Source organism: Asticcacaulis endophyticus (assembly GCF_014652575.1).
Classification (GTDB): domain Bacteria; phylum Pseudomonadota; class Alphaproteobacteria; order Caulobacterales; family Caulobacteraceae; genus Asticcacaulis; species Asticcacaulis endophyticus.
Genome location: NZ_BMZB01000009.1, coordinates 45370 through 67181, shown reverse-complemented (window position 1 = coordinate 67181; position 21812 = coordinate 45370). Strand labels below are relative to the sequence as shown.

Annotated in this window: 22 protein-coding genes; 1 reads left to right on the top strand and 21 read right to left on the bottom strand. The window is 58.6% G+C overall.

The annotated features are described in order from the left end of the window. Positions 1-126: 126 nt before the first annotated feature. Positions 127-735, top strand: coding sequence for a hypothetical protein (locus tag IE102_RS17505; RefSeq protein ID WP_189489180.1), 609 nt, complete (start codon positions 127-129; stop codon positions 733-735). Between the two features lie 5 nt (positions 736-740). Here the strand turns inward: IE102_RS17505 and IE102_RS17500 are convergent, their stop codons facing one another. The 21 genes from IE102_RS17500 to IE102_RS17405 form a co-directional block, all read right to left on the bottom strand. Further along, positions 741-2282 carry a sensor histidine kinase gene (locus IE102_RS17500; protein WP_189489179.1) on the bottom strand — a complete coding sequence of 514 codons (1542 nt, stop codon included), beginning with the start codon at positions 2280-2282 and terminating at the stop codon, positions 741-743. Beyond that, a complete protein-coding gene (locus tag IE102_RS17495; protein ID WP_189489177.1) occupies positions 2282-2959 on the bottom strand; it encodes a response regulator transcription factor in 678 nt (225 codons plus the stop codon). Before IE102_RS17495 ends, IE102_RS17500 begins: the two co-directional genes overlap by 1 nt. Before the next feature lie 144 nt (positions 2960-3103). Then, positions 3104-4624 (bottom strand): Do family serine endopeptidase, encoded by a 1521-nt coding sequence (locus IE102_RS17490; protein WP_308429945.1) that lies wholly within the window; start codon positions 4622-4624, stop codon positions 3104-3106. A gap of 169 nt (positions 4625-4793) precedes the next feature. Next, positions 4794-5252: a cytochrome c-type biogenesis protein gene (locus IE102_RS17485; protein WP_189489175.1), complete on the bottom strand. Its 459-nt coding sequence runs from the start codon at positions 5250-5252 to the stop codon at positions 4794-4796. Next, the gene (locus IE102_RS17480; RefSeq protein WP_189489173.1) at positions 5249-7252 is read right to left on the bottom strand and encodes a heme lyase CcmF/NrfE family subunit; all 2004 of its coding nucleotides are present in this window, start codon (positions 7250-7252) and stop codon (positions 5249-5251) included. Before IE102_RS17480 ends, IE102_RS17485 begins: the two co-directional genes overlap by 4 nt. After that, positions 7249-7731 (bottom strand): cytochrome c maturation protein CcmE, encoded by a 483-nt coding sequence (gene ccmE / locus IE102_RS17475; RefSeq protein ID WP_189489171.1) that lies wholly within the window; start codon positions 7729-7731, stop codon positions 7249-7251. Before ccmE ends, IE102_RS17480 begins: the two co-directional genes overlap by 4 nt. A 4-nt stretch (positions 7732-7735) precedes the next feature. Further along, the gene (ccmI, locus tag IE102_RS17470) at positions 7736-8815 is read right to left on the bottom strand and encodes a c-type cytochrome biogenesis protein CcmI (RefSeq protein ID WP_189489169.1); all 1080 of its coding nucleotides are present in this window, start codon (positions 8813-8815) and stop codon (positions 7736-7738) included. A 58-nt stretch (positions 8816-8873) separates the two neighbouring features. Then, entirely contained in the window at positions 8874-10241 is a 1368-nt protein-coding gene (locus IE102_RS17465; protein WP_229807857.1) for a hypothetical protein, read from the bottom strand. Between the two features lie 859 nt (positions 10242-11100). Further along, positions 11101-12540 (bottom strand): ATP-binding protein, encoded by a 1440-nt coding sequence (locus tag IE102_RS17460; RefSeq protein WP_308429944.1) that lies wholly within the window; start codon positions 12538-12540, stop codon positions 11101-11103. Beyond that, a complete protein-coding gene (locus tag IE102_RS17455; protein ID WP_189489161.1) occupies positions 12533-13216 on the bottom strand; it encodes a response regulator transcription factor in 684 nt (227 codons plus the stop codon). The genes IE102_RS17460 and IE102_RS17455 overlap by 8 nt, the downstream gene beginning before the upstream one ends. Further along, positions 13217-13573: a hypothetical protein gene (locus tag IE102_RS17450; RefSeq protein ID WP_189489159.1), complete on the bottom strand. Its 357-nt coding sequence runs from the start codon at positions 13571-13573 to the stop codon at positions 13217-13219. It abuts the gene before it with no gap. A gap of 59 nt (positions 13574-13632) precedes the next feature. Beyond that, on the bottom strand, positions 13633-14589 hold the full coding sequence (locus tag IE102_RS17445; protein ID WP_189489158.1) for a DnaJ C-terminal domain-containing protein: 957 nt from the start codon (positions 14587-14589) through the stop codon (positions 13633-13635). Between the two features lie 103 nt (positions 14590-14692). Next, positions 14693-18427: a baseplate multidomain protein megatron gene (locus tag IE102_RS17440; protein ID WP_189489156.1), complete on the bottom strand. Its 3735-nt coding sequence runs from the start codon at positions 18425-18427 to the stop codon at positions 14693-14695. 143 nt (positions 18428-18570) lie between these two features. Beyond that, positions 18571-18996 carry an NlpC/P60 family protein gene (locus IE102_RS17435; protein ID WP_189489154.1) on the bottom strand — a complete coding sequence of 142 codons (426 nt, stop codon included), beginning with the start codon at positions 18994-18996 and terminating at the stop codon, positions 18571-18573. Further along, on the bottom strand, positions 18993-19664 hold the full coding sequence (locus IE102_RS17430) for a phage/gene transfer agent baseplate hub protein (RefSeq protein WP_189489152.1): 672 nt from the start codon (positions 19662-19664) through the stop codon (positions 18993-18995). The genes IE102_RS17435 and IE102_RS17430 overlap by 4 nt, the downstream gene beginning before the upstream one ends. A 3-nt stretch (positions 19665-19667) precedes the next feature. After that, positions 19668-20276, bottom strand: coding sequence for a DUF2460 domain-containing protein (locus IE102_RS17425; protein ID WP_189489150.1), 609 nt, complete (start codon positions 20274-20276; stop codon positions 19668-19670). A gap of 138 nt (positions 20277-20414) precedes the next feature. Further along, a complete protein-coding gene (locus tag IE102_RS17420) occupies positions 20415-20747 on the bottom strand; it encodes a hypothetical protein (protein WP_308429943.1) in 333 nt (110 codons plus the stop codon). Beyond that, the gene (locus IE102_RS18045) at positions 20723-20902 is read right to left on the bottom strand and encodes a hypothetical protein (RefSeq protein WP_308429942.1); all 180 of its coding nucleotides are present in this window, start codon (positions 20900-20902) and stop codon (positions 20723-20725) included. The genes IE102_RS17420 and IE102_RS18045 overlap by 25 nt, the downstream gene beginning before the upstream one ends. After that, positions 20899-21081, bottom strand: a complete 183-nt coding sequence (locus IE102_RS17415) for a phage tail assembly chaperone (RefSeq protein ID WP_189489148.1) — start codon at positions 21079-21081, stop codon at positions 20899-20901. Before IE102_RS17415 ends, IE102_RS18045 begins: the two co-directional genes overlap by 4 nt. Beyond that, positions 21078-21350 (bottom strand): GTA-gp10 family protein, encoded by a 273-nt coding sequence (locus IE102_RS17410; protein WP_189489146.1) that lies wholly within the window; start codon positions 21348-21350, stop codon positions 21078-21080. Before IE102_RS17410 ends, IE102_RS17415 begins: the two co-directional genes overlap by 4 nt. Next, on the bottom strand, positions 21337-21744 hold the full coding sequence (locus IE102_RS17405; RefSeq protein ID WP_189489144.1) for a phage major tail protein, TP901-1 family: 408 nt from the start codon (positions 21742-21744) through the stop codon (positions 21337-21339). The genes IE102_RS17410 and IE102_RS17405 overlap by 14 nt, the downstream gene beginning before the upstream one ends. Positions 21745-21812: the final 68 nt, after the last annotated feature.

Below are 21812 nucleotides of genomic sequence, written 5' to 3'. Positions count from 1 at the left end.
TCTCCTTGCTTCCGTTTTATAACGAGCAAAGCGTCTACAATTCTAGGGGCACCTCACCTTGCTTCCGTTTTATAACGAGCAAAGCGTCTACAATTCTAGGGGCACCTCAGTAACAATGGAACCGGCATGGCGGATCAAGTTGCAGCACTTTATGCTCGTTTAGAAGCATTTGATGAAATGAATGATATTGCTTCATCTGAATGGAAAAAATTATGCCTAGCAATAGCTAATAATGCACCGAAACTTGCCTCTGAAATAACAGCATCCATGAGTCCTTTTTACATAAAGGATAAAAATGGCAAATTTGTCGAAGTTTACGCCGCCAAAATGGAAGGCGTGCTGACGAAAACCTATGCAGATATATTTAGTTCCAAATTAGGAATGGCTTTGTACAGAGAACACGTTGGTGAGCCTCTTCCGTTAAATGGTTCAGTATTTTCCAGCCATTTTTTCAATGTTGGAGCAAGTGAGGAATTTATCAGTGCTGTGAAAGAAATTTGTCCAATTGTGCAGACGTTATCAGCAGGCAAATTCGAAGTTTCAGGACAATTTAAATACTTCCTTGGGACAAACCATGAGTCATTATGTGTGGCGTATTCACAGTTCCGGGGAAATTTTAGTGTATTTTCAGTGGCTACTTCAAAACCAGAAATACTTAGAGAGGCGTTGGTTAGCGCTGGAGCTACTGAATTAAAACCGGGCGAATTATTTTCAAAAATGCCAAATTCTAAATAATCGCTTTACCCCTGAGTCGGGGGCAAAACCAGCGCCGTCCGAAGCCCCGGTCCCTGATCGCCAAACTTGCCCGGCCCTTCGTCGATGACCAGACGGCCTTTGTGGGCCTCAGCCACCGCAGCCACCATCGACAGCCCCAAACCCACACCGGGCAAAGACCGGCTCTGTTCCAGCCGCACAAAGCGCTCCACAATCCGCCCCCGATCCGCTTCAGGCACGCCCATGCCCGTGTCAGTGATCGAGAACTCGATCTCCCCGCGCGAGGTCTTGCGCAGCCGGAACGTAATCCCGCCCACAGACGTATATTTAATGGCGTTATCGAGCAGGTTAGCCAGAGATTGCGCCAGAAAATCACGGTTCCCCATCACCCAGACATTGGGCTCGATTTCGACATCGAACTCAAGCCCCTTATCGGCCGCTGACAGTTCATAAAGCTCAGCCATATCGGTCGCCAGTGCGGTCGCATCAAACAGCTTCGGATCAGGCGCCTGCCCCGCCGCCTGAAGGCGTGAAATGGCAAACACGGTCTGGAACGTCCTCAGCAACTGATCGGTTTCGGTCAGTGCCCGCGACAAGGCATCCTCGGCCTTGGACGGGTCTTTTTCGACATCATACAACGACAGTTCAAGGTTAGACCTCAACCGCGACAAGGGCGTGCGCAGGTCATGGGCGATGGCGTCACCGGCATATTTCAGGCTGCCGACATTCTTTTCGACGCGGTCAAGCACCTGATTGACCTGAGCCGCCAAAGCATCAAATTCATCGCCCGAATGACGCAGCGGTACGCGCACCTTAAGATCACCCTGCTCGGCACTTCTGAGCACGCTCATCAGCCCCTGAACCGAACGCGACACCTCCTGATTGATGATCATGCCGGCAAACAACCCCATGAGCACCACCAGAATCGCGCCGCCCCACAAGGCCGTAAAGCCCTTATCAAAGCCTTCATCCGTCCACGACATATCCATGGCCACAAACAGATAACGATCCGGATCGATGCGCAGTCCTTGCCCGCGATAGCGGTATTTGCGCATGGAACCGTCATTATTATAGCTGCGGAAATTGATGACAAAATCGCTGAGGCCCGGCGCTTCGCCCATTTCGATCTGAGGCGTATCGACCTGGGCGCGGATGCGGCTTAGGACTTCGGTCGACATCTCCAGCGAGGCGCGCTTATTCTGCGCGACCATTTCGCCGTTTGAGTTATAGATGCCCTTGATGAAGAACCATTCGGTGATGTCGTCCTGACGCAGGCGGGCCTTGACCTCGGCCTCCCCCCGTTCGCGGTAAAGCTGTTGCAGACTATCAAGGCGGGCCGAGACCTGCGCATCGGTTACCGCCCGGTTTTCCGCCGAGGTCGCCACATAGACATAGGCAAAGATCAGCACCGCCACGAACGAGTAGACGGTGATGAAGACCAGAGTCAGCCGGAACGGCGTCTGCTTGAAATAGGTCGGACGAAACAGCCCCCCCGCCCAGGTCAGGAATGACCCGAGGGCGTTGAGTGGTTTGAAGGGTTTGGGCGTAAGAGGTTTAGGTGCGGGCATCACGCCTTCAACTGATAGCCTTCGCCGCGCACGGTGTGCAGCATCGGCTTATCAAAGCCCTTATCCAGCTTGGAACGCAGGCGCGAAATATGGACATCAATGACATTGGTCTGCGGGTCGAAATGATAGGCCCAGACCTTTTCCAGCAGCATGGTGCGGGTCACATTCTGACCGACATGGCGCATCAGGAATTCCAGCAACTGAAACTCACGCGGTTGCAGGTCAATGAGCGTCCCCGCCCGCTTAACCTGACGGTTGATCAGGTTCATTTCCAGCTCCCCGACCTTAAGCACGGTCTCGACCGGGTCCTTGTCCTTGCGCCGCGCCAGAGCTTCGACGCGGGCCAGCAGTTCAACCAGAGCATAGGGCTTGACCAGATAGTCATCGGCCCCGGCTTTCAGGCCATAGACACGGTTTTCGAGGTCACCGAGCGCGCTTAAAAACAGTACCGGCACATCAATGCCTTCGGAGCGCGCAATCTCCAGCATCGATACCCCGTCCAGCCCCGGCATCATGCGGTCAAGTACCACCACATCGAACGCCACATCCCCGCGCAGGGCCTTTAACCCCGCCTCCCCGTCATGGGTGACGGTGGCCGTCATGCCTGCCTCTTTCAGCCCCCGCTGAAGGCTTAAGGCCGCTTCGGTGTCATCTTCGACAATCAGAACGTGGGTCATTGAGGCTATCCAAAAATAATCAGCCCCCTGAACCTATTTGATTCAGGGGGCTGATTACAAATGAAATAACCGTAATAGATACTCCCCCGGCGTGCCGGGGGAGGTGGCGCGCCGAAGGCGTGACGGAGGGGGCCTATACTTAGACTACTTCAGACTGAGCGGCACCGGCACATTGATGCCCTCGGAATTGATCAGCAACAGCACGCTGGGGCGTCCGGCCTTTTTCAGAATCTCAATCACACGGGTGAGGTCAGCCGCCGTCGTTACCGGCTGATTATCCGCCCGCACGATAACCATTCCGGGCTTTATGCCTTTCTTGGCCGCATCCGAATCCGGGGCCACCGAAGTGATGACCAGGCCGGTGACGCCCTCTTCGATGCCATAGCTCTTGCGCGTTTCCGGCGAGACCGGCTTGAGGCTGAGGCCCAGAGCCCCCGGCGCATTGGCGGGCGCGTCCGGCGAAGATTGATCCGCACCACCCGGCAAGCCCTTGTTCAGTTCTTCATCGGTAGGACGCAGCGCCGCCGTGACGGTCAGCTTGACCGGCTTGCCGGAGCGCACCACATCCAGCGTAACCTTGTCGCCCACGCGCACAGCCCCGACCCGGCGGGTTAGTTCGGTGTTAGACTTGATCTTTTCACCATTGACGGAACGAACGATATCGCCCGGCTGGACCCCGGCCTTATCCGACGGTCCGCCCTTGGTGACGTCGCTGATATAAGCGCCCTCAAGGTCAGTGATGCCGAGGCTTTCAGCCACTTCGTCGGTGATCGGACGCACACTAACGCCGATATAGCCGCGCTCGATCTTACCGCCCTTGATCAGCTTTTGGGTGATAGTGTGCGCGATCTCAGCCGGAATGGCAAAGCCCACCCCAGCAGACGCGCCCGACGGCGTGATGATGGCGGTGTTGACACCGATCACGCGGCCATAGAGGTCAAAGGTCGGACCACCGGAGTTACCGCGGTTGATCGGCGCATCGATTTGCAGGTAATCGACATATTGCTCACCGATGTCACGGCCATAGGCCGAGACGATACCGGCAGTGGCGGTGCCCGAAAATCCGAACGGGTTGCCGACCGCGATCACCCAGTCACCGACGCGCGGCTTGGTCTCAAGTTCAAAATTCACAAACGGAAAATTCTTACCTTCGACCTTAAGCACCGCAAGGTCTGTGTTCGGATCGCGCCCGATGACGGTGGCTTTCAGCTTTTGATCATTGGTCAGCTTGACCATGATTTCGTCGGCTTCGGCGATGACGTGGTTGTTGGTGACAATATAGCCGTCACCGGAAATGAAGAAGCCGGAGCCTGCGCCACGCACCTCTTGTTCAGGCGCTTCCTGACCGGGCTGAGCCTGGCCGGGGAAGTTGAAACCGGGGATCATCGGCATGCCCTGCGGCACCTTGACCTTGCCCTTGGTCTCGATCGACACGACAGCCGGTGACACGCGATCAATGATGTCGGCAAACGACATCGGCGCGCCTGCGGGCGGCTTAACCGGCGTCAGGTCTTGCGTCTTGATCAGACGGGCGCCGTCATAGCCACCCGTGAGGTTATCGAGGTTGGCAATCCCCGTCATGGCACCGGCGGCCACCGTGGCGCCCAGCGCCAGACCGACAATGCCGCCGACCAGGCTGGTCTTGTTCTTCAGAAGCGACTTCAAATCGAGTTTCCCCATCATAGTTACCTTTGCGGTTCAAAGCGTAAATCGCCGAACCCTTAAATTGGATCAAGTGACATATGGCGATTGTGAACCGCGCTTACGAGGTTTTTCAAGTCTATTTGTCAGGAAGCCATATAAACTTAAGCGTGAGGCAAAATCGTGACGGTGTTCAGGGTTTATTGATGAGGTCATCAAGGGCTTTTTGCTCCTGCTCATCCAGATCATAAGTCTTTGTTTTTCGTTTAGTTTTGGCCATAACCGCCAGCGTTGATGCACCCAAAAGCACCAAAGCCAGCGGCAAAAGCCATAAAATCAGATTGCCTGCCGAAAACCTTGGCCGAAAAAGAACATAATCGCCGTAGCGGGCGGTCAGCCCTTCGCGGATATCTTTATCGGTCTTGCCGGACAGGATCTCAGACCGGATTTCCCGGCGCATGTCGGCGGCAATATCGGCCTGCGAGTCGCCAATCGCCTCATTCTGGCAGACCACACAGCGCACTTCTGCGTACAGCGACCGCGCGCGCTGATCCTGACGCGGATCAAGCATAATCTCGGAGGAGGTCACGGCGGTCGCCATCTGCGACAGACCGATGATGACCATGGCCAAAGCGGTCAGTACTTTCCTCATGACGCCTCCTGCTTAAGCGCCTTCGATGTCGTCGCCACGCCCAGACGCAAACGCCGATCGAGCAGCGACAATATCCCGCCCAGCGCCATCAACAGCGGCCCGACAAAAATCAGCCGCACCCACGGATTATAGAGCGCTCTCACCTGCCACTGCGGCTGACCGGCGGCGTTCAGGCTCGATTCCCCCAGCACGAAATAGAGGTCATTAAGCGGGGTAAAGCATATCGCGACCTCGCTCATGGTCTGGCGCGACGCCGGGTAAAACCGCCGTTCAGGGGCGGCATCGCACACGGGTTTCCCCCCCGTGCGCCGCACGGTCAGGTCAGCGGCTTCGGCCAAGAAGTTCGGCCCGTCATAGCGGCGGATGCCGTCAAATATGACCTCATACCCACCGACTGTCAGGCTTGCGCCCGCGCTCAAGGACGCCGCCGTGCTCAGGCGGGCATGGCCTTCAAAGGTTGCCCCAAGCACAAATACCCCCAGCCCGACATGGGCCAGAATCATGCCGTGGGTGCCAAGCGCCAGCCCCATAAACCGGCGACGGCTCTCCGTCACCGTCCCTTTGAACAGCCCGACCCGATCGGCCAGCATTTTGAACGACCCGAAAATGAGCCAAAAACCCAGCAACAGCCCAAGGATAAACACGATCCGCCCGCCGACATCTATGCCCTTGACGCCCAGCGTGGCGATAACGGCACAGACCACGCTCACGCCAAACGCCGCCGCCAGCCGCTGCACCACGCCCTTTAAATCTGCCCGCTTCCACGACAACAGCATGGCCAGCGGCGCCAGCAGCAAGGCCGCCCCGATGATCGGCCCGAAGGTCAGCAAATAATAGGGCTCACCGACCGAAATCGTCTTGCCCGTCGTGGCCTCCATCAGCAGCGGATAGAGCGTGCCGAGACACACCGATGACAGGGCCGCAAACAGCAACAGATTATTGACCACCAGCGCCGATTCGCGGCTGACCGGGGCAAACACGCCCGATGATCCGAGCGCGCGCGACCGGAGGGCATAGAGCGCAAACCCAAGGCCAGAAGTTACAAACAGGATGATCAGCAACAAAATCCCGCGCTGCGGATCAACCGCAAAGGCATGCACCGAAGTCAGCACGCCAGAGCGCACCAGAAACGCCCCCATCATCGAAAAGGTAAAGGCCAGCAGGGCCAGAAACACCGTCCAGGCCTTCAGCGCATCGCGTTTTTCCATGACGATGGCGGCGTGCAAAAGTGCTGTCCCAGCCAGCCACGGCATCAGTGAGGCGTTCTCGACCGGGTCCCAGAACCACCAGCCACCCCAGCCCAGTTCATAATAGGCCCAGAATGATCCCAGCGTGATCCCAACCGTGAGAAAGCTCCACGCCAGCAAGGTCCACGGCCGTACATAGCGCGCCCACGCCCGGTCGATCTTGCCTTCGATCAGAGCGGCGACTGCAAATGAAAACACCACCGAAAACCCGACATAGCCAAGATACAGCAGCGGCGGATGAAACGCCAACGCCGGGTCCTGCAACATGGGGTTCAGCGACTTACCCTCAAACGGTGCCGGATAGACCCGCGCCAAAGGGTTAGAGCTAAACAGGGTAAAGCCGGTGAACATGGCCCCCAGCACGCCCTGCACCGCCAGCACCTTATGTTTCAGGCTGTCGGGAAGGCCTGCGCCCAGCAGGGTGACCATCGCGCTGAAACTCAGCAAAATCAGGCACCACAGCAGCATCGAGCCTTCGTGACTGCCCCATGCCCCGGAGATTTTATAAAGCAATGGCTTTGAGGTGTGGGAATTGGCCGCGACATTGGCGACCGAAAAATCAGAGGTCAGAAAGGCGTACAACAGTGCCGCAAACGACAGGGCCATCGCCACCGCCGCCGACAGGCTTAAACCTTCTGACAGCCGCGCAAAACCTGCAAATAGTTTGAGGCGCGACACCGGCACCACCAGCGCCTGCGCGACCGACAGCACAAACGCCAGCGCTAAACAAAACGTCCCCAGTTCAGCGATCATTGGGGCGCGGCCTTGATTGGAACCTCAGAATTTGGCCGCCATTCGCCCTGCTCTTTCAGCGCCTTGGTCACTTCCTTGGGCATATAGGTTTCGTCATGTTTGGCCAGCACGGTTGAGGCTTTAAACGCCTTGGCCTGCGTCAGCCTCCCTTCGCACACCACGCCCTGGCCTTCGCGGAACAGGTCGGGCAGATCGCCCTGATAGGTAACTGTCATGGCATCGAGGTTATCCATGATCTCAAACGTCACCGACCCATCAGGATTTTTGACCACCGATCCGGGCGATACCAGCCCGCCCAGACGCATGGTGGTATTGAGCGGAGCATTGGCCGCCACCGCCTGCCCCGGCGTGTAGAAATAGACCACGGAATCACGCAAGGCATAAAGCGTCAGCCCGACTGCCGCGATAAGGATCGGCGCCACCCACAAAAACAGCGTCAAGCGCCGCCGTGCCTTGATTGATTTTGGCCAAAAACCCATACCCTCACCCACCCTCACGACCGACCGGGGCCTTGGCTTTGTCTAAAATAGCCGCCACCTGATCGGGATTGTTTTTATACTGGGCGCGAATGGCGGCAAGGGTTTCAGCCTCCGCCGCCGGATCTTTCAGCACACGATGCGCCCGCAACAGCCGCGCCCAGCCATCAGGATCATTGGGCTCAGTTTTCAGCCGTGCGGTCAGGTTATCGACCATGCCCTGAATCTGAGCATTGACCTGATCTTGCGCCGTTCGGGCCTCATCAAGCGCCGTCATATCCTCCGCAATCGTCTCCCGGCGCGGATCACCGGCGGGCAGTTGCATCAGCACCTTATCAAAGGCCATTTTCGCCTCATCAAACCGACCGTCATCGCGCATGATTTTCGCCGTGTAATAAAGCCCTGAAATATCATTCGGATCGCGCTTCAGCGCCTCATTAAAGGCTTTGCGCGCACTGTCATCGGCCACACCATCCGCCGCCAGCACCAGTGCTTCGCCAAAATCCGACCACCCTTCGGCCCGCGTCGGATCGAGCCTGACCGATATTTCCAATGAGCGCGCCCCGTCAAAATAGTCACCGGCCATGACCTGATGTCGGCCCAGTTGCTGCCAGTAGCCGGAGTCATTTTTGTGATCGCCTGCGCGCGCTTTCAGCACTTCTGACATGGGTTTTGGCGGCAGGGCATCGGGGTTAGTTTGGGCCATAGCTGTCCACGCCGCAAGCCGCTGCGCATAGGGCTGATCGGGATAACCCGGCATCCCCACAAAAACATAAAGCCCAAAACTTAAGCCCGCCACCAGAGCCGCGCTGACCATAACCACAGCCGGTTTCAGAGGGGCGGAAGCCTCGCCATGATCGCGGGCGGCTTTCAGCAAGGCCCGCCCGGCCTCGGCCTTTTCCTCAAGCGCCAGATCGGCCTCGATCTGCCCGCGGGCTAACCGGCGATCGACATCGTCCACGAAGCGGGCATAGAGCGCCTTCTCTCGCGCCAAATCCGACACCGGCGCACGGCCTTTCAGCCACAGCACGGCCACGGCGAACACCGCCCCGCTCAAAGCCGCCGCGATAACTGAAAACAGGATCATGCCCGCTCATACTGACTGATTGCGCTCAAACCTTGGCTTTAACACCAATTTAGCGGCCTCAGGCAACCGATTTTGACGGGTTGAGCAAATCGGACGATGCGACACGACGACGCGCCAGCGCCGCCCGCTCCTCACCAAACAGAGTGTCGATCAGGTCAATCACCGCTTCAAACAGGGTCATGACCGCGTCCACATCCAGCCCCGCATCGTGGTTGGCGATGCTGATCAGGTCGTCCATGTAGCCGTCAAGAACCATCTCAACCTCCTGCACCGTCTTGGTCAGCAGCGAAGCATAACCACCATTTGCGGCGGTGTGTTTGATGTCTTTCAGGAAGGTCAGGATGGCTTTGGCATTGGTAGTCGCCGCCTCATCCATAGGCGTGCGCACATCGGGATAGTCCTTACGCACCCGCCCGCTGACCTTTTCCGCCCTCATCGGCAGGGCCAACTGAATGAGCCCGGCGGCCGTTTTCAGGCGCCCTTCGACCAGTTCGGCAATGGTTTTGTGCGCCGCCGCGACCCGTTTGCCCCATGGGCCGTCACGGGCCAGTTCGATATATTGCTCCAGCCCGGAAAGTGCCATCAGGCAGCGCGAAATATCCGCACCGGCCGTGGCCATAAAGCTTAAGTCTTTGGATTTGCTGTTCATCAGCCGCTTGAACGTATCGGTGCGTTCTTCGGCCAACAGCAGTATCCGCTCCCCGAAATCGGCAAGTTCCGACTCGGCCAGAAAGCGGTCGTTCGGACGGTCCGCAACGGTGGCGATAATCTTGATGATCATCGCCCCATCGTCCATATTGGCAAAGATCGCCTCAATAAAGCGCACCCCGGCATCCTCTGAAAACGCGCAGGCATCTTTGTACCACAGCCGCAAAGTCGCGGCCTTTTCGGCATCGATCCGCCCCATCCAGTCGGGCAGCCGGTTGAGGTACTGCCTCAGCAGCCGGTGCAGATCAAGGTAATGGGCAAATTCCGAAATCTCACGCAGATCGCGCTCATCATGGCCCTTGGGCACCACAGTTAGCGGGTCATCGCGCAATATCCGCGCCCCCGCCGTCACCAGCCGGAAAAACGGCACCGGCGTCGGGTCATCATCACGCAAACTGCGCGCTGCCATGCCGGCCTCACCGCACAACTGAACCTCAGTCGTCTGCAACTCCCGCCACAGGTTGTTCAACAGCCAGTTCGGAAAGACTTCGGCATCCAGCCCGTCCTCGCGCGGCTGAAAAAGCGCCAGATACGGCTCAAACACCAGGTCACGGACGTGCCGCGCCTCAAGCTCCAGCAGCACCAGCCCGCGCACCTGCTTCATCTTAGCATCGCGCGACAAAGCCAATGCCTTATCCAGCGTGCGCAAAGCCCCGATAGGCATGGTTTTCACCAGACCTTTGACCAGACTAAGCTTCTGGGGGGGGATATCGGACATGAAGGGGCGGTACTCAGACTAAGATTTCGTACCAACTATGGCCCGCACAGGGTTAACAGTCGGATAATCCAAGGGGGCAAGCCCCCTTGACCCGGAACTTGGCGCAGGTTGCGGCGGCGGCACTTCTCCTCCCTACGCAGTGGGGAGGTGGCATCGAGTGAAGCGAGATGACTGAGGGGTAATCAGAGTGGTTTAATGGTCTAAGATCATTGCTGTAAACTAATAAACAACCTAATTTACCGCTAAACTAAAGTGATCGCTAACATTAAGGGTCAAACCGGTTCATGTTAAAATTGGTATGCGCATCATGCGGTTCAGATTTGACCACTCCGGTTAAAGTGGCACCATTCACACAATATGGCCCCTATTGTCAGGACACTGAGTCACCCGTGCCTGAAGGCTTCATTGTTCAATGGGAAACCGAGGACTCAGTGCCTGTATATTACCCCGATGGGAATACAATCCGGCGACATATTTCTCCTGCCGGAGCTATTTCTGCACACCCGAAAGATGTAATCAGAGACCAGATACATAGCTTCGGAAATGACTATGGCTGCTGTGGCTCGGATGGCAATGACGGCAATAATCGTGCGTGCTCATGCGGCACTATAGTCGGTACGGAATGGAGTGACTGCTGGACGCAAGCTGAAGTCCGCTTCTTACCTGAGTCCGCTAGTATTATCCAAATCTCAGATTGATACGCCAATACTTTACCTCCCCAACTTGTTGGGGAGGGGGACCACACGAAATCGCACAGCGATGAGATGTGGTGGTGGGGGCCAACGGCGGAGCAATGCCCCCCTCCGTCTGCTCGCTGTGCTCACAGCCACCTCCCCCGGCACGCCGGGGGAGTATAAATCTACACGCGCGCCCCCGGCAGTTTCAGCGTCACCTTAAGCCCGCCGATCGTGGCGCGGTCAAACGTCAATTCCCCGCCATACGCCCGCACCAGTTCATCGACAATACTCAACCCCAAACCCGATCCCGGCGCGCTTTCATCCAGCCGCGCCCCGCGTTTCAGCACTTCGTCGTAGCGTTCCTCCGGCATACCGGGGCCATCGTCTTCGACCGTCACGGTCATAAACGGCACATCGGCCTCAGCCACCGCCGTCACGCGGATATTTTTGCGGCACCAGATGCAGGCGTTTTCAATCAGGTTGCCGATAATCTCCTGAAAATCCTGTTTTTCGCCGCGAAATGCCAGATCTTCCGGTGCGCGCCAGTCGATAACCACGTCCTTACTCCGAAACACCTGCTCCAAAGTGACCGCCAACTCGTCCAGAACCGGCTCAACCGGCGTCCGCTCACCCATGGTCTGAGACCGTGCCGCCGCCCGCGCCCGGCGCAGGTGGTGATCGACCTGACCGCGCATGGTCTCGGTCTGACGGCGGACGATATCGGGCAGATTTTCATCCGCGTCCTGCGACGAACTCAGCAGCACCGACAGTGGTGTTTTTAGCGCGTGGGCCAGATTGCCGACATGGGTGCGCTGACGCTCCAGCACTTCCTGATTGCTATCCAAAAACCCGTTGATCTGATTAGCCACCGGCATGATTTCGGTCGGATAACGGCCATCGAGGCGCACCTTGCGCCCTTCGCGCACATCATGGATTTCGCCGGTTAACTTAAACAGTGGCCGCAAGCCGATCCGCACCTGAAGGAAGATCGCCGCCAACGACCCCAGCGCCAGAATGACCATGGCGATAGCGATCAAAAACCCGAACCGGCGCACCCCGGCATCCATCATCGTGCGGTCTTCGGCCGCGACAAACACAAAGGCCCGCCCCTTGATAAGAGTATAGATGGCCGCCGCCCGCAGCGGTGCCCCTTGCGGCCCCGTCACATCATAAAACGAGGCCCGGCCCGGCGTCGCGCGAATATCGGCAAGCACATCAGCCGGCACAGGCACATCATCATTCCACAATGACCGTGAGCGCGACTGAACCGTCACCTCACCGTTTGCGCCCACTTCGCTGACCTGCCAGTACAGGCCGGAATAAACGCGCTGGGTGCGGGTATCGAAAAAGCTCGGCGGAACGATCTTACCGTCCATATCGAGGTCGGTATCGGAATAGAGATTATCGGCCAGTTGCCCGACATTTTGTTGAAAGCGCTCAAGCTGGGCCTGATGGAAAAAGCCGGTCAGGGTCACGGATGTGACCACCAGCGCCAGAATAAACCATACGCTGGCCAGCCGGATCAGATGCCCGACCAATGAACCGGGTTGCGAGCTTCTGTCCGCCCAAAACACCTTGCGCTTAAGCCATGACGCCAGCCATCCGGTGGGTTTCTCAGGCAAGATCAGACACTTCGTCGGCCAGCGGCTTCAAGCGATAGCCTAACCCCCGCACGGTCTCGATCCGGTCGGTGCCGATCTTTTTGCGCAGGCGACCCATGAACACTTCGATCGTGTTGGAATCTCGGTCGAAATCCTGATCATAGAGGTGCTCAACCAGTTCGGTGCGCGAAATCACCCGGTTCTGGTGCATCATCAAATAGTGCAGCAGACGGTACTCCAGCGAGGTCAGCCTCAGCGGCTCGCCATTGACCGACGCCCGCGCCGCCCGTGGGTCTAATCTCACGCCCCCACAGACCAGCAGCGGCTGGGCATGACCGGCGGCGCGGCGCACTAACGCCCGTAATCGCGCCAGCAATTCTTCGGTATGAAACGGCTTAGTCAGGTAATCATCGGCACCGGCATCAAAGCCCGACACCTTGTCCGACCAGGCGCCGCGCGCCGTCAGGATCAGTACCGGCGTGGTCTTGCCGTCGCGGCGCCATTTCTCCAGGACCGATACGCCGTCAATCTTGGGCAAGCCCAGATCGAGGATCACGCAGTCATAGGGTTCAGTATCGCCCAGAAAATGCGCTTCTTCGCCATCAGGGGCATGATCGACCACATAGCCCGCGTCCTGCAATGAGGTTTTAAGCTGACGTGACAGGTCGGGATCGTCTTCGGCCAGAAGTATGCGCATCTATCGTTCACCCACTATACGGCCGGAATTGGTATCGACCAGAAAATCCACACGGCCCCGTTCGGTCGCCACCCGCACCCAGAATATGGCACCCTTTTCAGGCCCGGCATCGAGCACACGCCCGCGAGACTGGGCGATGGCGATGGCGCGATTAAGGCGGTCATCGCGGCGCGGTTCATTATCCTTATTGTCGCTACGGCGCTCATCACGGGGTCGGTCACGATCCCGACGATCCGAGTTCTGAGCCAGCAACATCGGCGCACTCACGCTGACATCCAGCCGCAAAGCCTGCGCCTGCCCCACTGAGGGCAGACTCATCGCCAGAAGCGCACAGAAAATGGTAATTGCCTGTTTCATAGCGTCATTGATACCCCCGAACACCTGAACCTTAGCTGAACAATATACAGGGAGTAAGTTTATTTTCGTTTGAATGCGGTAACCGACGGCACATAGCCGCCGTCCTTGCGCCAGTCTTCGCAGAACTTAATCAGTTCATCATCCATGTCATCCGGCAGGGCCACGACGATATGGGCAAACAGGTCGCCGCGGTTTCCGGTTTTGGCATCAATCCCGCCCCGGCCTTTGAGCCGCAGCACGCCACCTGAATTGGTACCCTTAGCCAAAGTCACATTGACCGGCCCATCAGGGGTATTGGCCTGCACCTTACCGCCCAACACCGCATCGGGAATGGACACAAACAAATCCATATGCAGGTCAGAGCCCTCCATGCGGAAAATCTGATGCGGATTGACGCGGATTTCAACCAGCGCATCACCCGAAGGCCCGCGCCCCATGGGTGACGGCGCGCCCTGTCCTTTCAGGCGCAGGGTTGCCCCGTCCTTGGTGCCCTTGGGGATGTTGACATCGACCGTGCGGCCATCGGAAAACAGCACGCGGCGGGTATTGCCGATGATGGTGTCCATCAGATCGACATCGAGTTTGACCTTAAGATCAGCGCCTTTGCTGGGTTGCGGTTGACCGCCGCCAAACCCGCCAAAACCTGCGCCTGCACCGCCGCCACGGCTGCCACCGCCGAACATGTCAAAAATATCGTTGAGGTCAACGCCGTCAAAGCTGCCGCGCGCCCCACCCGGCCCATAAGCCCCCGCAGCGCCGCCGGTCCCCGGCCCGGCGCGGCGATAGATTTCGCGGCCGTCAGCATCAATTTCACCGCGGTCGAATTTCTTGCGCTTTTCCGGGTCTTTCAGGAAATCAAAGGCCCCACTGACGCGCTTAAAGCGCTCCTCGGCGACCTTGTTGCCAGGATTGCGGTCAGGGTGCAGTTCCTTAGCCAGCTTGCGAAATGCCTTCTGGATATCATCGGCACTGGCGTCACGCTTAACGCCCAATTCAGAATAAGGATCTGTGGCCACACCGCCTCCGGATACTGGAACATTTGAGCGCATTCCGAAAAGTGTGAAGCGGTTTTCGGACTCAAATGCGCGACAAAACTGGGGGTGTGCTAGGCGCTTTACCTCACAAGGTCAATCTAAGCGGCAAACCCCATCCATAGATTTGTGATTTTTGCGCGATGTCAAGATTGCTGTCCGTATCAAATCCGCTCGGATAATCGACATCGCGCCATGCCGCCGGATAGGTGAAATTTTCCACCCCCACCTCGATTTCACGCCGTAAATCATCGCCCTGATAGAAACTGACGCGGTATAATTCAACCTCTTCACACAGGGGCGGCTCGCCCTCCCAGCCGTCCCCGCCAAAGCGCGCACAGCGATGCCAGATGATCAGCCTATCCCCGCCCGATGTGCGCACCCGGCCATGTACCGGCGCGCGCGGACGAAGACTTAACCCCTGCCACGTCGCCGTGACATCAACGGCCCCCAAAGCTACCCCGCCAAAGCCTATCGCGCCCGCCCGCCACAGACGCGGCAGACCGATCTCATCAACGCTTATATCGGCGCGGATAATCTCATCGGGCAAGACGATAACTTCCGCCCCATTCGCAACACCAGCGTCCAAGGCCTTCAGCGTCCCAAACTGCCCGCGCATCAACCCGCTCAGGCGATAGGTACGAGCCGACAGCAGAGTGGCCGTACGGTACTGGATGATCTCCCATTCGCCGTTCATCGCCCGCACACTTAAGCGATTTCGTCCTGTCAAAAGCTCAGACTCCGACACACTGACGGGCGCATCGCCTTCCAGATAGATATCAAGAAACGCCCCGTCATGCAGGCAGTGCGCCCGTTGCGGGGACAGTGGCATCAGCGTGTAACCGACCCCGCCGGTCACCTGCACCCGCCCGCGCAAACGTAAACTGCCTGTATCCGCACCCGCATAGATATCCGCCCCCTGCCACGGTGCGGCGGACGGGATCAGCACCGGTGTCGCCCTGTGTTCAGCCGCAAACGGCGGTACATCTATCAGCCGCAAACCCGTGATGATCGGCTGGGTGATTGTGCCTCCGGTCGCCACATCCGGCTCAGCATCCGGCCATGTCCGCACCACAGGCGCATGCACAAGGGTCGCCGTCGGTTGCTCGCCCGCCTCTATAGCGGTGATGCGGTAGCTGCGCGTATCGCCCTCAAGCACAAGCCCATCTCCGACCTCCAGCCGCAATAGATCAAGCGGGTCGATATCCAACGTCACCGTATGGCGTACCCGCTGCATGGCCGACAACAGGTAGGCGGCATGATCCGCCGCCTGACCCGCCGTTAATGACAGCGGCAGTTCTACACTCACCCGATCCGCACCCGCCACCTCATCATGGCGCATTGTCACGGCCTGAAGCTGATAGTCGCGGTCCAGGTCATAGGCCCGCAAGGTCAGCAGCCCCGACACCTCGATCAGATCGCGCCGCGCCATGACCGGGTTACGATCCTGATAGGCCAGCTCAGTACGCAGCATATTGCGGTCCACTCCATGCCGCGAGGACAGCAGCGCCACCCCACTGCCGCGCTCGGCAATCTCCAGCCCCAGATAGGACAATACCGGCGACAGGGCCTCAAATGCCGACATCGGCTGCTCGATCACATAGCCGTCGATGCTGCCCTCCACCTCGGTCAGATCAAGGTCGGTGACGCCCGATTGCTGCGCAATATCAGCAATCAGATTGCGCACCTCACCGGCCCCGACACGACCATTCAGCCAGTGTCCGGTGCGCCAGTTTGCGGCATCGCCCCACAGATCGGCCTTCTGCGGGAAATACGGATATGGCCGTGCGTCCCAACACCACACCTCCATGCCTGCGATCATCGGGCCGCCGTAGACCGGACTGACCGGATTATTGGCGGCATCGCCATAATATGACGCCAACGCCATCAGATAGGCCCGTTGTGCCCGATCGTCACGTTCACCGGTCGAGAACGGCGGCACATGACTTTCCGAGCTTTTTGGATCAAGAAACAGGTTGGGCGCGTTCGGGCCCTTATCAATCGCGCCGCAGCCATATTCGATAAATCGCACTGGCTTGGACTGCGGCATCCACGCGGTGGGGGTTGCGGAACGGACGCCACCGACACGATCATGGTGCGCGTTCGACCACCAGCTTAAGACATCCTTGGGCCGGTAAACCCACGGCTCACCATAGGCCCCGTCAGTGATCGGCGTGCGCGTTTGTGTGGCCCTATCCGCGTCTGAGGCATAGTACCAGTCAAAGCCTTCTCCACCGCGCACACGACTTTTGAGGTAGGTCTGATCATAGATATCTGACGCCTCATCCCCATCCAGATGTTCACCGTCTCGCCAGTCGGTCAGGGGCGCATACCAGTCGATGCCGACAAAATCGATATTATCGTCCGCCCACAGAGGATCGAGGTGAAAGACGACGTCACCGCCCGCCTGATGACCGAAATATTCGCTCCAGTCGGCCCCGTAGGATATCTGCGTAACCGGGTCGACGATGCCGCGCACTTCCGCTGCCAAGGCACGCAAGTGACCGACCGCCGGATAGACACCCGCAGCACTGCGCAAGGTCGTCACCCCGCGCATTTCCGACCCCAGCACAATCGCATCAACCCCACCGGCCTGCACACCAAGATCAGCCACATGGCGCAAAAAGCGCTTAAAACCCCACACGCCGTCAAAAAACTGATCGACCTGCGCGGTGACTGCCGCCGTGCCATCCTCAACTGACGTGATCCGCCCGCGCCACGGAAACGCCGCCTGTCGCGCAGCTCCATAAGGATCGGGCAGGTCATTATCCGCCGGTACATCCATCAGCACAAACGGGATCAGCGTGACCTCATAACCTTCGGCTTTAAGCGCCTCAATCGCCGTCACCACCGTCTGATCCGACGGCGTGCCGCCATAGACCGGACGGCCGTCAATGGTACCAATCAGATAAGCGTCTTCACGCGATACTCCGTCTACGGACCATGTCATAGGCGTGGTGAGTTTCACCGCCTGCTCGACACCCGGCTTGATCTGGCACTCACCCACCCGCAGGTCATCGCCAAACCAGCTTATGACCAGATTGACCCGCTTGACGTTCGGCAAATGTGTCTTCAACTGCGCCAGCGACACCATAAAATCGGTGCGGCCATCCTGCGTATTCTGGGTCTCAAAGCGTGCACCGGTCAGGCCTTCACGCACAGCATTGGGCTGGGTCGCATAGATAAATTCCCCCGCCCCAGGGATCAGGCACACCCCGTCGATCAGGCTTTCCAGATCGTCATACTCACCCTTCGGACGGCGAAACACTTCCACAGAAATATTGGGCGGACGGTTGCCAAATTCGGTCAGCGTAAGATCTTCAACCACGATGTAGGCTAAGCCCCGATAGGCCGGCGCATGGCCCTCAATGGCCTCGATCACCGCATCGGGCATCTGGTCGTCGTCACCCAAATACAGGCGGTATACGTACTTCGCCTGATCCAGCAATTGGCCGTCGGCCCAGATACGCCCGATGCCGTCGATCGGCCCTTCGCACAGGCCCACCGCCATCGACAGGCTATAGGTAAAACTCTCGGTCTTGGGCGAGGATTTGCTGGCGCGGGTCGTTGAGCGGTTTTCTTTCAAGCCCGCCGCCCAGATGATCGTACCCGCCACCCGCGCCCGGCCAAAGACCTGTTTTACCGGCTCACCCTGCGCACTTGCGTTGAGGCGCACACCACTAAGGCGCGCCCCAACCGTGCGCGTTGGTGACAGAGAATTGACGATGGTTTTGTCGATGGCCGACCCGATCTGCGCGCCGATAAATCCGCCGACCGGCCCGCCCAGATAGGTGCCAACTGTGCTTAAAATAACCTGTGCCATTGGGAGTCCTTTCTCTCCTCCCCATGACATGGGGAGGTGGATTTTGTGGGCGAAGCTCACGAAAGACGGAGGGGTACAGAGGACGGCTCAGCACCCCTCCGCCTCGCAAGCTCGGCACCTCCCCACTGCGTAGGGAGGAGGTTTTATGGAAAACGAAACGCCGCCACCGCCTGCTTTTGCCAAAACGGCCTAAGCCAGGACGCCACCACCGCATGGCCCCAATAGGCATGGATGATCTGCGCACGGGGATCGCCAAAATCGTGCAGCAAAATCGCCGCATGTTTGGCCACAGCACCGGGCTTCATACGAAACACCACCACATCGCCCGCGCTAGCCTTAGTCAGAGGTATCGGCTCGAAATGCTGCGCCAAACCGTCGATCAGAATTTCACGTCCACCCACCTCAGCCCAGTCCGGGCTATAGGCAGGCAGGGCCATTGGCTCTTCGCAATACATCTCGCGCCACACCCCGCAGATCAGGCCCACGCAATCACAGCCGATGCCTTTCAGGCTGGCCTGATGCTGATAAGGAGTCCCGATCCAGGTTTTAGCCAGTTCGCAAGGGCTCACCGCCCGCTGCCCTGCCGACGTGACGCCCCATCCAGCGCATCGCCCGCACGCGGATACAAGGTCAGGAAATCCTCGCCCGGCAAGTCAGGAAAGCCTCTGAAATTGTGCGTATTCGCGTAAACCTCGCGGCAGGTGCGGTAGCGCTTATCGCACACACCTGATGGCGCGCTCAGGCCGCAACGGGTATCACCGAGGCCTGCGTCACACAGGTGCGTGAACCTGCGCCCAATGACGCGATTAAGTTTCGCCGCGGGGCCTTCGACATGAGCCACAAACGATGCTCCGTCGCCTACCCCGCCGCGCGCTTCAATCCGGCCGAGCGTGCCGGACGACATCAGCACAAACTGATCTGGTGATGTCCAGTCAATCACATATTCGCGGATCGCCGTTTCGTCATAAAGTCCGACCTCGATATCCGCAGGCGTGATGCGGCCATCGCTCAAAATGCCCGACACCGCGCCGGAGCCTTCCGTACCCAGTGTCTGCTGCGCCGCCCCTTTGGTCAGGCCGGTGGCGGCGATGCACAGCACACCCTGAAACGTCAAATCCGCGTCATGATCGGTGAACCCAAGCACCACGCCATCGCGCCGCGTGATCAGCCAGACATGGCATAGCTTCGCCGCCCCGGCTTCCAGCGCCGAGGTCATCAATACGGGTAAGTTGCGCATATTTTATCCCCTGATCTCGATCAACGCCACCGCCGCCACGCGACCGGCCTCAAAGCTTTCCAGCGTCATTTCGATGCGATCGGAATTAAAGCGCACCGGCACATCGAACTCGAACCCCGCCGAAATAGTAGTCCCCACTGCTGGGGCCGCGCTGAACGTCACGACGCCGGTCGAATGATCGACCGAGACGATGGACTCAGTGCCGTTCACCGCCACCATCACCGTGCCCTCTACGGGTTTGGTAATCGGGCGCACAACGGCACCATAGGCCTTGGTCAGTTGAAAGACGGTGCGCACCCCATCGCCGGTGCCAATCACCTGATCGGTGGACGATGGCGCGGCGTTGAGCGCGCCGCTTTTGAAGTCGGCAAAGTCCTTGAACCGAAAGCCATACAGCCGACCTTCGCGCGCTTCATAAAAGGTCAGCAGTTCCGCCGCATCGGTCAGTGACCGCACCCCCGCCCCGATCAGATAGTGCCTGCGGCCTTGCGCCCACGGGCTGATGCGGCGCTCATGTCCTGACGCCAGAGACGTAATTTCCGTCTTGCGCTCAATCGACACCCCCGACCCAAAGGCCAGCCGCGCCGGAAAACGAATATTGTGAAAAGTCATTATAAGCCCTTCTCCTCCCTACGCAGTGGGGAGGTGGATTTTGCGTTAGCAAAAGACGGAGGGGGATTGCGCTGACGAAGGCACCCCTCCATCGCTTCGCAGGCTCAGCGCCACCTCCCCACTGCGTAGGGAGGAAAGTTACCGCAACCCCAATCTGGCGGCGCGATTAAGCGTGCTGGCGATCTGGGCTTCTGAGCGGATTAGCCCTTCTCCGCCACCACTGACATTGAGCGTGATATTGACCTGCTGGCCGCCAGCCCCTGTCTCAATCGAGCCAGACGTGGCTGGTCGAAACAGCTCAGGCCCACGTTCCCCGACAAGGTAAGCCCCGCCGCGTGTCACCGGCCCACCATCCGCCCGAGCACCGGAAAAGATGCCGCCGATCCCCGACAACACATCGCCTAAGCCGCCGCCAGATGACCGCGCTGCCGCGTTAACCGCATTGATCACCGCACTCGCCAATTCGGCCATGGAAATGCCCGTCCCAGCGACCGCGCCAGAGATTCCCCGGCTTTTGAGAAGGCCTGATCAATCGCATCAGCACTTTCCTGAGCGGGGCCTTCCAACCCTTTCAGCGCGACAGCGGCGGCATTGACCTGCTGCGTAAAATTATCGAAACCATTCATTTCTTATTATCCGGAAATAATGACATCAGGGTGTGCAGATCATCACGCGGAAGATTTGGCGCGGCGGGCGGCGTAATCAGCGCCAGCCATTCACTCAGCGATAGCGCCCAGAAATCCGCAGGCTTTAGCCCGATATCCACGACCGCCTGCCGCAAACGCCCCGCCCAGTCTTCGTTCATCGCAAAGCTCCAAAAGCAGCCACAACGGCGTCGAGCGCTTCCTGAAACCCGATATCGAGGGAGGCGATATCTTCCAAACTTAGCGCCGTCAGCACCACCGACAGATCAGCCGCGCTTAAACTTTTCAGCCGCGCCCCCAACGCCTCCAGCCCCGTCACACCAAAATGATGCTCCAGCATGGCCAGCGCCCGCAGGGTGACGCACAACCGCACCTCACGCCCGCCGAGCGTTGCTATGACCTCACCGCGAGTGGGATTAAATGGCGACAAAACTGATCTCTCCCGCCGAGGCCAGTGTCATGGCAAAGGTCGCTTCGCCATCATGATCACCAGCGTAATCCAGCGACGCGATCAGGAACGCCCCCTCGAACCGGCCAAAATCCGGTACGATCAGTTGCCACGTCTTTTGGCTTTGCGCGAAGAATGCCTCGCGCATCAGAGCATCGGACGCCGCATCGCGGAACACGCCCGAACCCGACACAGACAGGGCCTTAACACCCGCACCGGACAGCAGCTCACGCCATCCGCCGGCGCTCTCGGAATCGGTCACATCGACCGTGCGGGCATTGAGCGAAATGGTGCGCGCCCGCAATCCGGCGACCGTTACAAACGCTGCGCCATCGGCAATTTTCAGCAACATATCGCGGCCTTTTTGCAGGGCCATGTGGTTGTCCTTTCTGTTTTTCTCCTCCCCATTCCATGGGGAGGTGGCAGCAAAGCTGACGGAGGGGT